At 46.7% G+C, this 15040-nt stretch carries 15 protein-coding genes and 1 pseudogene; all 16 read left to right on the top strand.

All coding sequences use genetic code 11. The features are described 5' to 3' along the window. The first annotated feature begins 11 nt into the window (after nt 1-11). The 16 genes and pseudogenes from prfA to upp all read left to right on the top strand — a co-directional run bounded on the left by prfA (nt 12) and on the right by upp (nt 14846). A complete protein-coding gene (gene prfA / locus NST20_RS15350; RefSeq protein WP_019721024.1) occupies nt 12-1082 on the top strand; it encodes a peptide chain release factor 1 in 1071 nt (356 codons plus the stop codon). Then, nucleotides 1082-1945, top strand: coding sequence for a peptide chain release factor N(5)-glutamine methyltransferase (prmC, locus tag NST20_RS15345; RefSeq protein WP_019721023.1), 864 nt, complete (start codon nt 1082-1084; stop codon nt 1943-1945). Before prfA ends, prmC begins: the two co-directional genes overlap by 1 nt. Nucleotides 1946-2020: 75 nt before the next feature. Further along, nucleotides 2021-2779, top strand: a complete 759-nt coding sequence (gene spoIIR / locus NST20_RS15340) for a stage II sporulation protein R (RefSeq protein ID WP_342399777.1) — start codon at nt 2021-2023, stop codon at nt 2777-2779. Between the two features lie 198 nt (nt 2780-2977). After that, on the top strand, nt 2978-4033 hold the full coding sequence (locus NST20_RS15335; protein WP_342400434.1) for an L-threonylcarbamoyladenylate synthase: 1056 nt from the start codon (nt 2978-2980) through the stop codon (nt 4031-4033). Between the two features lie 149 nt (nt 4034-4182). Beyond that, nucleotides 4183-4734 (top strand): manganese efflux pump MntP family protein, encoded by a 552-nt coding sequence (locus NST20_RS15330; RefSeq protein ID WP_019721020.1) that lies wholly within the window; start codon nt 4183-4185, stop codon nt 4732-4734. Nucleotides 4735-4854: 120 nt separating this feature from the next. Continuing rightward, nucleotides 4855-6408, top strand: a pseudogene (locus NST20_RS15325) (IS5 family transposase). Between the two features lie 172 nt (nt 6409-6580). Next, a complete protein-coding gene (locus tag NST20_RS15320; protein ID WP_195850682.1) occupies nt 6581-6961 on the top strand; it encodes a hypothetical protein in 381 nt (126 codons plus the stop codon). 42 nt (nt 6962-7003) lie between these two features. Then, nucleotides 7004-7723 carry a hypothetical protein gene (locus NST20_RS15315; RefSeq protein ID WP_342399776.1) on the top strand — a complete coding sequence of 240 codons (720 nt, stop codon included), beginning with the start codon at nt 7004-7006 and terminating at the stop codon, nt 7721-7723. A gap of 431 nt (nt 7724-8154) precedes the next feature. Further along, entirely contained in the window at nt 8155-8997 is an 843-nt protein-coding gene (locus NST20_RS15310; RefSeq protein WP_237348683.1) for a transposase, read from the top strand. Next, the gene (locus tag NST20_RS15305) at nt 8998-9225 is read left to right on the top strand and encodes a transposase (protein WP_342400433.1); all 228 of its coding nucleotides are present in this window, start codon (nt 8998-9000) and stop codon (nt 9223-9225) included. 346 nt (nt 9226-9571) lie between these two features. Next, complete coding sequence (locus NST20_RS15300; RefSeq protein ID WP_019721019.1) at nt 9572-10021, top strand: low molecular weight protein arginine phosphatase; 450 nt, start codon at nt 9572-9574, stop codon at nt 10019-10021. A gap of 3 nt (nt 10022-10024) precedes the next feature. Continuing rightward, nucleotides 10025-11314 (top strand): methyl-accepting chemotaxis protein, encoded by a 1290-nt coding sequence (locus NST20_RS15295; RefSeq protein ID WP_237348682.1) that lies wholly within the window; start codon nt 10025-10027, stop codon nt 11312-11314. Nucleotides 11315-11574: 260 nt separating this feature from the next. Next, nucleotides 11575-12015, top strand: a complete 441-nt coding sequence (gene rpiB, locus NST20_RS15290) for a ribose 5-phosphate isomerase B (protein WP_019721016.1) — start codon at nt 11575-11577, stop codon at nt 12013-12015. Between the two features lie 14 nt (nt 12016-12029). After that, nucleotides 12030-12593 carry a TIGR01440 family protein gene (locus NST20_RS15285; RefSeq protein WP_041819525.1) on the top strand — a complete coding sequence of 188 codons (564 nt, stop codon included), beginning with the start codon at nt 12030-12032 and terminating at the stop codon, nt 12591-12593. Between the two features lie 134 nt (nt 12594-12727). After that, complete coding sequence (gene glyA / locus NST20_RS15280; RefSeq protein WP_342399775.1) at nt 12728-13972, top strand: serine hydroxymethyltransferase; 1245 nt, start codon at nt 12728-12730, stop codon at nt 13970-13972. A gap of 244 nt (nt 13973-14216) precedes the next feature. Further along, nucleotides 14217-14846, top strand: coding sequence for a uracil phosphoribosyltransferase (gene upp, locus NST20_RS15275; RefSeq protein WP_013860732.1), 630 nt, complete (start codon nt 14217-14219; stop codon nt 14844-14846). Nucleotides 14847-15040 lie beyond the last annotated feature (194 nt).

Raw genomic sequence — 15040 nt, 5'->3', positions numbered from 1 at the left:
GGTGGGGTTCGATGTTCGATCGGTTGCAGGCCGTGGAAGACCGGTACGAAAAGCTGAATGAGTTGTTAAGTGATCCTGAGATCGTCAATGATCCGAAAAAACTGCGGGAGTATTCGAAGGAGCAGTCGGATTTGCAGGAAACCGTGCAGGTGTACCGTGAATATAAAGAAGTGCAGAAACAGCTCCGGGATGCAAAGTCGCTTCTGTCGGAAAAACTCGATCCTGAAATGAAGGACATGGTGAAAGAAGAGATCCATGAACTCGAGTCAAAAATCCCGGAATATGAAGAACGCCTGAAAATTTTGCTTCTGCCGAAAGACCCGAATGACGAAAAAAACGTCATTGTGGAAATCCGCGGGGCTGCCGGCGGGGATGAGGCCGCGTTGTTTGCAGGCGACCTGTACCGTATGTACACGCGTTATGCCGAATCGCAAGGCTGGAAAATCGATGTGATTGAAGCCAATGTCACGGGGATCGGCGGGTACAAAGAAATTGTTTTCATGGTGAACGGCAAGGGCGCGTATTCAAGATTGAAGTTTGAAAACGGGGCCCACCGGGTGCAGCGTGTGCCGGAAACGGAATCGGGCGGGCGTATCCATACGTCTACGGCAACGGTTGCGGTTTTGCCGGAAGCGGAGGAAGTCGAAGTGGATATCAATGAAAAAGATATCCGCGTCGATACGTTTGCATCAAGCGGGCCGGGCGGGCAAAGCGTCAACACGACGATGTCGGCTGTGCGCCTGACCCACATTCCGACCGGGATTGTTGTGTCCTGCCAGGATGAAAAATCGCAGATCAAAAATAAAGAAAAAGCGATGAAAGTGCTGCGTGCCCGCATTTATGATAAATTTCAGCAGGAAGCGCAGGCGGAATATGATGCCAACCGGAAATCCGCTGTTGGAACGGGGGACCGTTCCGAGCGGATCCGTACGTACAATTTTCCGCAAAACCGTGTGACAGACCACAGGATCGGATTAACGATCCAAAAGCTTGACCAGGTGCTTGATGGCAAACTCGATGAAATCATTGATGCCCTTATCCTTGAAGACCAGTCAAAAAAACTGGAGAGTGTGAATGGCTGATGGAAAGGAACATAAAAGTGTATGAAGCCTTAAAGTGGGCTTCTTCTTTTTTAACGGAAAACGGCCGTGACGCGAATGCGGGTGAACTTTTGCTCGGGCATTTTCTGGATATGGACAGAACCCGCCTGCTTTCCAACTTGCGGATGGCTTTGCCCCCGGATGCGGGGGTGAAGTTCCGGCAAGCGGTAGAAGCCCATGCAAAAGGGGTTCCGGTCCAGCATATCACAGGCTACGAATACTTTTACGGCCGGAAATTTCTTGTCAACCGGGATGTGCTCATTCCGCGCCCGGAAACGGAAGAGCTGGTGCAGGGCGCAATCGGACGGATCCGCCGCCATTTCGGGGAAACAAAAGGGCTTACATTGGCAGATATCGGGACAGGCAGCGGCATTATCGCAACCACAATTAAATTGGAGTTGCCAAAGCTTTTTGTGTACGCATCCGATATTTCGGAAAAAGCGCTTGCCGTCGCTGAAAAAAATGCTGAAGCCCTGCATGCGGATATTCGGTTTGTGCACGGGGATCTGCTCCAGCCGTTCATGGGCAGCAAAAAATTGGACATTGTGTTATCCAATCCGCCGTATATCCCGGAAACGGACCGCAGCTCGTTATCCGTTGTGGTGCGCGATCATGATCCTGAAACGGCCCTGTTTGGCGGAGAAGACGGCCTTGCATTTTACCGGCGCTTGGTGGAAACCTTGCCGTATGTTTTAAATAAGCGGGCGCTCGTCGGTTTTGAAATTGGTTCAGGCCAGGGGGAACGCGTTTCCTGCCTGCTGCGGGATACGTTCCCGGAAAGCGTTGTGGAAGTGGTCCGCGATCTCAACGGCCATGAGCGGATGGTATTTTGCGAAAAAAATTAGATTTTTTTCAGATTCATAGTTTAAAATCCCCTGTTCCTGCCCACAATGAGAATACGAAGGGACGGGGAGAAGAAAATGAAAAGAAAAACAGTGGTATCATTGTATATTTTCATGTTATCGATCGCAACGATCATCAGTTTATATGCACCGAAACAAAAAGCGGCGGAGGCTGAAACCATCGTCATTCCGAAAGACGCGATCCGGCTGCGGATTCTGGCAAACAGCGACAAGCCGGAAGACCAGGGGGTAAAACGGAAAATCCGCGATGAAGTGAATGCGAACATTACCAAATGGGTGGGCCACTTAACGTCCAAAAAAGAAGCGGAAAAAGTCATCCGCTCCCGCTTGCCGGAAATTGAAAACATTGCAAGAAGGGTGATGGCGGAAGAACACCTGAACGAACCGGTCAAGGCAGAACTTGGAAAGGTCGCCTTTCCGACAAAATTATACGGCCAGTACTTATATCCGGCCGGGAAGTATGAAGCAGTTCTGATTACGCTTGGGGAAGGCAAGGGCGCCAATTGGTGGTGCGTCCTGTATCCGCCCCTCTGTTTTCTCGATTTTTCCAACGGCATTGCAACAAGTAGCGGGGGTGAAGAAAAGAAACCGGAAACAAAGAAGGTTGCGGCTTCCAATGCCGGCACAAAACCTGCGGAAGAGGCAGCTGAAAAAGTGAACCGGAAACCGCACGAAAACCAGGCAGGGGCACAAGACCACGGAACCAAGCAGCCAGCCGGTGAAACAGCAAACCGCAACGGCTCTGTTTACGCCGGCGATGATGGCGGGGTGGAGAAAAAGCTGCTGATTGTGAAAGTGATCAAGGAACTGTTTTAACATTTTTCGCCCGGTTTGTGGAAAAGCCGGACAAACGGGCTGGAACGAAGTCGGGTTATCAACAAAATGCAAAGTATTATCCACAAGATGTGGATAATACTTGTTTCATTTTTCAAACTTTTGTATCCTTGCCTGGAGAAAACTTGATAAATAAATATCCTGGCAGGGCCGATGATTGGATGAAGAAAGGTGAAAAGGATGGAAACAAAATACTGGGTTGTGGATAAAACTGTGGAGAATTCCGGGTCTTATCCACAACTTGCAGAAGCAGCACAGTTACTGAAAGAGAAGCAGACAGTCGCTTTTCCGACTGAAACGGTATACGGTTTAGGAGCCGATGCAACAAGCGATGAAGCGGTGGATAAGATTTTCAAGGCAAAAGGAAGGCCATCCGATAATCCGCTGATTGTCCACATTGCGGAGGAAAAGCAGCTGGAAGAATTGGCGGAAGAAATACCGGAAACGGCGAAAGTGCTGATGAAAGCTTTTTGGCCGGGCCCGCTTACGCTCGTTGTAAAGGTGAAGAAGGGGGCATTGTCCAAAAAGGTGACGGCCGGGCTGGACACGGTCGGGATCCGCATGCCCCGGCATCCGGTTGCACTGGCGCTCATCCGCCTGGCCGGGCTGCCGATTGCCGCCCCGAGCGCCAACCGGTCCGGCAAGCCGAGCCCAACATTGGCCCGCCATGTCCGGGAAGATCTTGCCGGTAAAATTGCCGGGATTGTGGACGGGGGAGAAACGGGTGTCGGAGTGGAATCGACCGTGCTCGATGTGACCGCGAAAGTGCCTGTGATTTTGCGCCCGGGCGGTGTTACGAAAGAACAGCTCGAAGAACGGATCGGAAAGGTCAGTCTTGATCCGGGGCTTAAGGGGACCGGCGCCCGGCCGAAAGCGCCCGGCATGAAATATACGCATTATGCGCCGAATGCGCCGGTTTATCTTGTGGACGGCAGCGCGGCTTTTATGCAGCAAATGATCGATGCACACCGGAAAAAAGGGGAAGTAACAGGGGCGATTGTGACGGAAGAAACATCCGGTGAAATCCGTGCTGATGTGGTCGCGGTGTGCGGCAGGCGGTCATCCCTTGAGACCGTTGCCCGGCACTTGTATGATACACTCCGATCATTTGATGCGCAAAAAGTGGACGTGATATTTTCTGAAATTTTCCCGCGTGAAGGCATCGGCCGGGCGATTATGAACCGGCTTGAAAAAGCAGCGGGGCATCGTTATGTAAAAGAAAAGGATGTTCAGTAACCCCGGACGTTTCCAAACCACCCTTATCACTTGGTCTTGCTTCATTACGGATTGTGTGCGCGGGAGGGGGGGTGCCGGGAGATCTGCGGCTTCTAAAACACCCCGGACGTGCATAAGTTGGAATAGGCACGTCCAAAGGGGGAAAAAGAATGGCAGTCCTCGCAGAAATGGTAACTTTGGCGATCATGGCTCTGGCGCTCAGCATGGATGCTTTTTCGGTAAGCCTCGGCGTGGGCATGATGCAGCCCAGACTGAGGCAAATCTTTTACATAGGTTTAACGGTCGGCATTTTTCATGTGTTGATGCCGGTTCTCGGTGTTTTTGTGGGCCATCTTCTCTCCCATACTTTTGGCCTGTTTGCCCAGTATATTGGCGGCATATTGCTTGTTATCATGGGGATACAGATGATTGTATGGGTCTTCAGAAAGGAGGGGGCACAAGCTGTCAGCCCGTCCGGATGGGGAACGATGCTGTTTGCGTTGAGCGTAAGCCTGGACAGTTTTTCTGCCGGGCTGTCACTCGGCATTTTCGGCGTGCGGACTGTTGCCGTCATGATTTGCTTCGGCGTGGCTGCTGCACTTTTAACCTGGCTCGGTCTATTGATCGGCAGGAAATTCCAAGGCTGGATCGGGGCGTACGGCGAAGTGCTCGGGGGAACGATCCTGGTTGTGTTCGGGCTGAAATTGCTGTTTTCTATTTAGGGCTTGCTGAATAAGCAAAAATTCCAGATTTGACAAGGATTTTGGCTACTTTTGTCGAATATAAAGTGTAAGGATTTCAAAGGAAACACGTAAAAAACCTTGCACTTGGAGGCTGTTACGATGTACAAAAAGACCGAACATCAATTAACTTTTGTAGATGATTTTTTTCTACCATTCGGTGGGAAATGAAATAAAGAAAATCGCTGGGTCCGTCTTGCTGAAATGATTCCTTGGTGGATGGCCGAAGAAAAGTATGCCAAGTCCTTCAAGAAGAAATTCAAAGGCGAAAAGGCTTATTCTGTCAGAATCGCTCTTGGGGCTCTTTATATCAAAGAACGGCTTGGGCTGTCTGACCGGGAAACAGTCGAACAGATCACAGAAAACCCGTATCTTCAGTATTTTATCGGCTTGCCTGAATTCCAGGAAAAAGCCCCATTCGACCATTCTCTGATGACTCGTTTTAGAAAACGTTTGGGCGCAAATATCATCAACGAACTGAATGAATGGATCGTTCTGGAAGAACAAAAACGCCAATTGGAAGAAGCATCTAAGGAAAACGACAACAATGATGATCAGGATCACGACGATGACGATCATGATGATGAAGATCGTAATGATCATGATCATGATCGTGGCGATCTTCAGCCTTCCGGTTCCGATTCAGAAAAGCATTCAACTGAATCGGCTTCTCCCAAAACGAAGAACAGAGGAAAGCTCATTTTGGACGCAACCTGTGCACCGGCTGATATTGCTTACCCTACAGACCTCGGGTTGTTGAACGAAGCCCGTGAGAAATTGGAACATATCATTGATGTCCTGCATGAACCACACAAAGGGAAATTACGTAAGCCACGGACCTACAGAAAAAGAGCCCGCAAGGACTATCTTTCTGTCGCTAAGCAACGTAAAGCTGGCGCCCGGAAAATCCGGAAAGCTGTAGGCAAACAGCTCGGATATGTGAAACGAGATCTGGAGATCATTAAAAATCTTGTTTCCCAAAGCTCTCTGTCTCTTTTAAGCAAAGATGAATACAGGCAACTTCTCGTGATTCATGAACTTTACCGCCAACAGGCAGAAATGTACAAAAAGAAAACACACCGGGTTGACCACCGGATTGTAAGCATTTCCCAGCCACATGTCCGTCCAATTGTGCGCGGCAAGGCAAAAGCGAACGTGGAGTTCGGTTCAAAAGTCGCCATCAGTGTCGTAGATGGTTATGCCTTGATTGAGCACCTCGACTGGGAAAATTACAATGAAGGGACCACTCTCAAGGAATTTGTTGAAAACTACTACAACCGGTTCGGATTTTATCCGGAAGCGATCTTGGCAGATAAAATTTACCGAAGCCTTAATAATCTGGCATACTGCAAATCTCTTGGCATTCGTCTGAATGGGCCTAGGTTAGGACGCCCATCCAAAACGGAAGACAAAACCTTAGAACATGTCGCAAGGCAGGATGCCTCTAAACGTAATGCCGTTGAAGGCAAATTTGGCGAAGGCAAGCGCAAGTATGGGCTGGGCCTTATTCGAGCACGCCTTCAGGAGACCAGCGAAACAGTAGTAGCCCTTCAATTCCTCATACTGAATCTGGAGCGCAAGCTCAGGGTTCTTTTTTTGAAATTTTTACACAACACTATTTTATATTTTGATAATCGGAATTTGGCTTGTATCTGACCAAATTTGATTCGTTCAGCAAGCCCTACTTAAATATTTAAGATTACTAATATTTGAATTAGAAAGGCGATGAAAAATGTTTTTTGGTGAAAGATTAAAACAGGAAAGAAAAAAGTATAATGGACCCATAAAACTAGACACAAAATGAGGAGCTGTTAAAGGAGGTGATGAAGTGTTGAAAGATAAAATTTATCAGAATGACAAGGGGAGTAATTATAAATTTCAAATGGGATTGATTTTAGGAATTGCTAGTACAGTAAATCTTTTTATATCTTTTCTAGATAAAGAATTCTCATTAATTTGGATTTTTATTTCAATACTTTTATTAGCTATATCTAATTTTTGGCTTTTAAAAAGAAAAATTAATTTAGATTCTGAAAAAAAGGAATTATTTTTTGCTAAACATGGTGTTTGGAGTGTAGGGCTTCTAGTAATTCTTTTTGGATTCTTCAAAAATGGCATTACTGTTAACTATGTCTTAGTTAGTATTCTTGTAATCATTTTAACTTTGATTCAATTTAGTTTGTACAATTATAAATTAAAAAACAAGTAATCTTTGAAAGTAGATTAAACGTTATTTAAGGAGATGATTGAGTTGAAATTTAATAAAAAAGGGTTTTTAAAAGCTTCAATTTTCGCTTTTTTATTAGTTATGGTATTTTCTTCACTAGTAAATCCTGCTTTAGCTAGTGCTCCATATGTTTCTGATAGTGGTGATGAACTATCTAATACTAAAATATTAGCAGGTAAAGAAAGATCAAATTATATTAAGATTGCTGAAAAATCTAATGTATTTAAAAATGTAATAAAAAATAATTTTAATAATAAGCCTGTAAAATTAGGTAAAGATAGTTTGGTTCAAGAAGTAACTACTACACAAAATGAAATTTACTCTAAATTAGTTATTATTTCAGCAACGGAAAAAAATAATAAACTTAATGAATTTCAAATTTTTATTAATCCAGAGACAAATGAAGTGGTAAGATTATTAGTTAGTAAACTTACGGGAGAAACTTCTAAGGATGTACTTTCATACTATGATTACGATGAAGATGGAAATTTACGAGTAAAAGCTAAAGGTACACTAGAGGAAGTTGAAAATGGAGAAATTGAGTTTGTTGAAACTGGTATTCCAGTAGATTCAAATAAAATTTCGCCAAGAGCTGTACCAGATAAATATATTTATTGGGCTTGTCGATTTTCTGGATTTCTAGCATGTCAAACTGCAACACTTGCTTGTGGTCCAGCAAAATTCTTATGTAATCTTGCTTGTAGTTATGCGTTTAAAAAAGCAGCATGTGATAGATATAAATAATAATATTTTGATTAGTGTCAACGGTAAATCGCAACGAAAGGATCGGCTGGTCTTGCCGATCATGGAGTGAGAATTTAAGGAGTTGACACGTGCAATGATTTACACCCTCTTGTTCCCTCAAAAGTTCACCTTTTGAGGCTGCCTACCGACGAGGGAGCCCCCTCAAAATTGAGGGAGTTGGGGGAGTTAAATGGTTAGTTTTTTGGGTTTGCCTTTTTTTCAAAAAAGGCATGGTTTTAAAGGTTTTGATATTGAGAAAAATGTGCGAGCTGCGGAAATGATTTTCTTCCGCAACTAGCACTATTTTTTTGCTCTTTTCTTTGAGAAAACAATGTGCGATTCAGCACGTTTTCTCTTGTCGATACCATCGACAACACACCCTCGGAGAGCCTGTTCCAAATGAAATTTGGTATAACAGGCTATACCAAATTGTGTTCCAACATGATCGTGATGCAAAACTCCTAAGAGAATTAGCCAGAAATGGGCAATTGCGTTCCCTTTGCGGATTTAATGGAAAAGTGCCTACGCCTTGGGCATTCAGCCGATTTTTACATAAAGTGTTGATGCACCAAGCAGAGGTAGAAGAGATGTTTGACGATTTAGTCAGAGAGCTCAAAAAGATAGTACTGGATTTTGGGAAACGCTTGGCTATAGATAGTAAGGCCATTAAATCCTATGCAGCAAATAAAAATAAAAACGAAAAAGAGGATGGTCGTCGGGACCTAGATGCAGATTATGGGAAAAAAGTATATCGTGGGACGAGGGAAGATGGTACACGATGGGAGAAAATTGTAAAATGGTTTGGGTATAAACTTCATCTCATCGTTGATGCCAGCTATGAGTTACCGATTATGTTCTCGGTAACAAAAGCATCTGTACCGGATATAAACGAAGCACATCATCTACTCGAAAAAATGGAAGAACGCCAACCTGAAATACTGAAAAAAGCTGAAATACTAACGGGAGATCGAGGATATGATGATTCGAAGCTAATCATCAACTGTTGGGATCAGCATGCCATTAAACCGGTTATTGATATTCGGAACATGTGGAAAGATGGAGAAAGTACCCGTTTGTTAAATAACAAACAAAATGTAACCTATAATTATAAAGGGAATGTATTTTGTCATTGTCCATCAACAGGAATCGAACGAGAAATGGCATGTGGTGGATTTGATAAAGATCGAAATACCATAAGAAAACTTTGTCCCGCCAAACAATATGGCATGAATTGTGAGGGGATGGGAAAGTGCCCGGTGGTAAATGGCGTTTGAATTCCGCTTTCAGAAGACCGGAGAATATTTACGCCAATTGACCGTGCCAGCTACAAATGGAAAAGAGAATACAACAAAAGAACAGCAGTTGAACGAGTAAATAGCCGCATAGATCAGGTGCTTGGTTTTGAAAATCACACGATACGAGGGATAAAGAAAATGACCGTACGATGCGGATTAGCTCTTTGTGTGATGTTAGCCATGGCGCTAGGCAGAATAAAAGAATAACAAGCACAAAATATGAGGAGTCTTGTTTGTGCTGTATAAAAAATTATCCACATGTGAATAAGTAAAAGTAAAAAAGATATCCACAAGCAAAAAATGTGGATAAGACAACAGGATTCGTATGCCCTTTTTTGTATAAAGCAGGTAAAACAGAGCATTAAATGCAGGAAAATCGCAGAAGATCATACCTAAAAATGAAAATGTGGTAAATTTTTAGAGTAAATTTTTTTAATCTAATCTAGAAAATCAGTACATCGCAAAAAGCTCTTAACAGATTAACCTTGTAATTAAGGCCTTTTTTACTATAATAATAGTAGATTTAAATCGTTCTGGATGAGGGGGACAGCCTTTGAATATCCTTTTTGTTTGTACCGGCAATACATGCAGGAGCCCGATGGCGGAGGCCATTTTAAAAGCGAAACAGCTGCCGGGCATTGAAGTGGAATCAGCCGGCCTTTTTGCGCCCGAGGGGGAAGACGCTTCTGTTCATACATACGAAGTGCTGAAAGAAAATGGAATCGATTTCCGCCACCACGCCCGGAACCTTTCGGAGAATCTGGTGGATTGGGCTGACGTGATTCTTACGATGACGTCCGGGCACAAACAGGCAGTGGCAGCGCGGTACCCGCATGCCCGCAATAAAACGTTTACCATGGCGGAGTATGCCGGAAGCAGCGGGGATGTGCCGGACCCGTACGGCGGCAGCCTGGATGCTTACAGAGAAACCTATCAACAATTGCATGCATTGATCAATCGTTTGATTAAAAACAGGAAAATGGGAAACCAGGGGCGGGTGTGACGGATGGAAAAGCGAAGCTACAGATTCAGTTTAACGAAGAAAATTGTATTGTTCGTAACCGGGCTGTCTTTTATTACATATTCGGCAAGCGGCCTTTTCATTTATTTTATTTATCCGTTTTTTTCAGACTGGATAAAGCTGCCGTGGTTTATTGTCATTACACTTGCATTGGGGATTATCTGGTCCGGGATTTTAAGCTTTTTCGGTTCATTCCTGATTGCAGGCCCGATGCGCAAGCTGGAAGATGCAGCACTTAAAGCAAGCCGCGGGGATTTAAGAGATGAAGTCCCCGTGCCGAAATCGGGCGATGAAATCGAGTCGCTCGCAGCTGCTTTTAATTCCTTGCTTTCGAATTTGCGGGAGACGGTTGAACAAATTGATGCAAATGTGGAACGCACCAAAGAAAGTGTATCGGAAATATCGGAAAAAACAGCACTGGCTGCGGGCCAGGCGGAACATGTAAACAAGACGGTTGAAGAGATTTCACTTGGCGCCGAGCAATCCGCGGCTGCCACCCAATCCGCGGCTGACCTCGTTGAAAAAACTTATCAGCTTGCATCCGAAGTCCGCGGGAAAGCGGATACTTGCAAAAAATCTTCTGACCACATGCTGAGCGAATTAAAGACGAGCAAAGAGACAATGGACTCGCTTATTTCAGGAGTTGAAAAACTGGCGAAAGAAAATACCATTTCGCTGGAAGCCGTGCGGGGCCTTGCGGAAGAAACGAAGAAAGTGGAGGGGATCATTTCTTTTGTCGGCGAAGTTGCGGCGCAAACCAATTTGCTGGCGCTGAACGCCTCTATTGAAGCGGCACGCGCCGGGGAATACGGGCGCGGGTTTGCGGTGGTCGCAAATGAGGTCCGGAAGCTTGCAGATGAAAGCGCCCAAGCCGTCCAAGGCATTACCGGGATGATCCAGCACATTGAGCAGGAAGGCACCCGTGTAGTCGAACAAATTACAGCGCAGGTTCAAAAAGCCAATGAAGAAGTGTCCAGAGGGCAAAAGGCCAATGAAGCGATGGACAGAATGGCGGAATCGATCCGTTTGGTTGCGGGGGCGGTTGATCAAATTGCCGGCATGGCCAAAAACCAAATGGATGCGATTCACGAAGCCTCAAGCCAGTCGCAGGAAGTGGCGGCCATTACCGAACAGACTTCTGCCGGGGCAAAAGAAGTGACGGCAATTACGAATGAGCAGGCGCAGAACATGGAACTGATTAAAAGGCTTATCGTGCAGCTCGAGCAGGATGCGGAGAAATTAAAAGGGAGCACCCTCCGTTTTCATATCCGGTGAGGTTTTCGCCCGCCTGGTTTTGGACAGGAAGCACCGGTTTTGGCTGGAAGAACCGCGGCAATTCCGGTTTCGCGCCGGGAAATTCCGCGTAAAGGTGCCCTGAAGATAAGGGCAGATGCGGGACATGCGGCCGTTGCCTAGCATTTTCCCGAAAACGGCGGGCGTTTTAAGTGGCCCGGACATTCGGCTGCGGCGCTTTATTTTCTTTTTCGCCGTTCTGTGCCACAATAGAATCAGATGCATGAAGGAGGGGGGAAAACATGAAAGTTGCATTGGCTTCAGATCACGGCGGTAAGCGCCTCAAACAGGAAATTGCCAGTTTGCTTCAAGATCTGGGTGTGGTGTACGAAGATTTCGGATGCGATTGTGAAGGGTCGGTTGATTATCCGGATTACGCGCTTCCGGTTGCGGAAAAGGTGGCAAAAGGGGAATTTGACCGTGCTATCCTCATTTGCGGTACCGGGATCGGGATGTGTATTTCCGCCAATAAAGTAAAGGGCATCCGTTGCGCGCTTGTGCATGATGTCTTCAGCGCGAAGGCTACAAGGGCCCATAATGACAGCAATGTCCTCGCCATGGGAGAGCGGGTCATCGGCCCGGGGCTTGCCTGTGAAATTGTGAAAGAATGGCTCGGAACGCCGTTTGAAGGCGGCCGCCATGCACGCAGGATTGAGAAAATCGCGCAGTATGAACAAAAATAACAGAGGTGTTTTTGTTGCAATCAGATCCGGCACGTTTGGAGGAACAGTTGGACCGCATGCTGGATGAATTTTTCCGGCAGGCGCCAATGAAAAAAGGACAGGTTTTTGTTGTTGGATGCTCGACATCTGAAGTAACCGGGAAAAAAATCGGGACAGCCGGGGCAATGGACATTGCCGCAATCATTTATGGCGGCGTACAGAAGTTTGCACGCCGGTTCGGGTTCCAACCGGCATTTCAATGCTGTGAACACCTGAACCGGGCGCTTGTGGTTGACCGTTCGCTTGCCGATGAAAGGGGATGGGAAGAAGTGGCGGTCGTGCCTGTCCGGAAGGCGGGCGGCGCGATGGCTGCGTATGCATTCGCCCATATGGAAGATCCCGTTGTCGTCGAATTCATCCGCGCTGATGCGGGCATCGACATTGGGGACACTTTGATCGGCATGCATTTAAAGCATGTTGCCGTCCCTGTAAGGGTTTCCGGAAAAGAGCTGGGGAAAGCCCATGTTACATTTGCCAAAACGCGGCCGAAACTGATCGGCGGCGTGCGGGCGGTTTACGAAAAAGAACAGCCGGAATAAGGGACCATCCGTACTGCCCCGCATGTTGTGTGCGGGGCATGTTTTTTTCTTCTTGTTAAAAAAATGGACAAAATTTGCAAAGCATTATGGTAAAATAAAAAAGAATATGAAAACGATCTTGAGGGGGTACCGAATTGAGCCATATTGCAAATCAAGACAAGGAAGTTTACGAGGCGATCCGGCAGGAATTGAACCGGCAAAGAAACAAGATTGAACTTATTGCCAGCGAAAATTTTGTCAGCGAAGCAGTGATGGAAGCACAAGGTTCCGTTCTGACCAACAAATATGCGGAAGGGTATCCGGGGCACCGGTATTACGGCGGGTGCGAATATGTGGATATCGTGGAAAACCTTGCGCGGGAGCGGGCCAAACAGCTTTTTGGCGCCGAACATGTCAATGTCCAGCCGCACTCCGGCGCACAGGCCAATATGGCGGTTTATTTCACCATTCTGGAGCACGGCGACACGGTGCTTGGTATGAATTTGTCCCACGGCGGGCATTTGACACACGGCAGCCCGGTCAATTTCAGCGGCATGCAGTACCATTTTGTGGAATACGGTGTGGATAAGGAAACGCAGCATATTGACTATGAAGATGTGCTCGAAAAAGCGCGCGTACATAAGCCGAGACTGATTGTCGCAGGTGCAAGTGCATACCCCCGCACGATTGATTTTAAAAAGTTCAGGGAAATTGCGGATGAAACAGGCGCCTATTTAATGGTGGATATGGCGCATATTGCAGGGCTTGTGGCTGCAGGGTTACATCCGAACCCGGTGCCGTATGCGGATTTTGTCACGACCACAACGCATAAAACCTTGCGGGGACCGCGCGGCGGCATGATTTTATGCAAAGCGGAATTTGCAAAGAAAGTGGACAAGTCGATTTTCCCGGGGATCCAGGGCGGCCCGCTTATGCATGTAATTGCTGCCAAAGCCGTCGCTTTTGGAGAGGCGCTTACAGACGGGTTCAAAACCTATTCGCAAAAAGTGGTGGACAACGCAAAACGGCTGGCGGAAGGACTCCAAAAAGAAGGATTTGACCTTGTATCCGGCGGGACGGACAATCACCTGATTCTCATTGATTTGCGTTCTTTCGGGATTACCGGGAAGGATGCGGAGAAGGTGCTCGATGATATCGGCATCACGGCCAATAAAAATACGATTCCGTATGACCCGGAAAGCCCGTTTGTAACAAGCGGTCTCAGAATCGGTACCCCTGCAGTCACAACAAGGGGATTCGGCCTGGAAGAAATGGATGAGGTGGCATCCATTATCGGATCGGCATTGAAAAATCCGGATAACGAAGCAGTCTTAAAAGAAGCGGCAGAACGCGTCCGGCATCTTACGGAACGCTTCCCGCTGTACGCCGGCCAAAACTGAGCAGGCGCATTTTAGCGTCCGCTTTTTCCGGACGGATAGCTGGCTGGTGCACTTCCAATGCGGCATAAAAACGAACCGGCAAAAAAATTGAACAGGAAGGCCTCGTAAACCGCGGGGCCGGTCCTTTCGCCCGGCCTCAGGATTTTCTTTTGGCTTTCCTTGAGATTGGGCGCTTTTTTCGTGTAAAATGGTTGGGGTAAGCATTTGCCGAACCTGATACCAACCTTTAAAGGAGAGAATTCATTTGAGTACACTTCATGTCATTGACCACCCGCTGATCCAGCACAAGTTGACGTATATCCGCGATAAACATACGGGGACAAAAGAATTCCGCGAACTTGTCGATGAAGTTTCGACTTTGATGGCATTTGAAATTACCCGTGATATGCCGCTTGAAGAAATTGAAATTGAAACGCCAGTCTGCAAGGCAAAATCAAAAATTTTATCCGGCAAAAAAATTGGCATTGTCCCGATCCTGCGTGCGGGCCTGGGCATGGTAGACGGCGTGCGGAAACTAATCCCGGCTGCAAAAGTCGGACATGTCGGCCTGTACCGCGATCCAAAGACACTGACGCCGGTTGAATATTACATAAAACTTCCAAGCGATGTAGAGGAACGCGATTTTATCATTGTGGATCCGATGCTGGCTACAGGCGGTTCTGCCGTGGATGCGATCCAGTCCTTAAAACAGCGGGGTGCAAAAAACATTAAATTCATGTGCCTGATTGCATCCCCTGAGGGCGTGGAAGCCGTGCAGAAAGCCCATCCGGACGTTGATATTTATACAGCAGCCCTTGATGAGAAGCTGAATGAGCAAGGGTACATTGTGCCGGGTCTCGGAGACGCAGGGGACCGCCTGTTTGGGACAAAATAAAATGTATGGATGCGCTTAGTGTTTTACAATTTTGTTAACCCGTCAGAAACAGGCTGGTAAAAAAATAAAAAGGGTCTATAATAACGGTATGTTTTCGGTATAGAGATGAATGCCAGGCATGTAAACGATTGGAAAAGCAGCGCAAGCTTACGCCGGTGTACGGTGTTTCCTTCCTGTTCCGGGAAGCGGGATGG

Origin of the sequence: Weizmannia sp. FSL W8-0676 (genome assembly GCF_038593015.1) — a bacterium.
In the GTDB taxonomy this organism is placed as follows: Bacteria; Bacillota; Bacilli; order Bacillales; family Bacillaceae_C; genus Weizmannia; species Weizmannia coagulans.
Note: the sequence above shows the minus strand (reverse complement) of the source record. Positions and strands in the feature narration are given on the sequence as shown.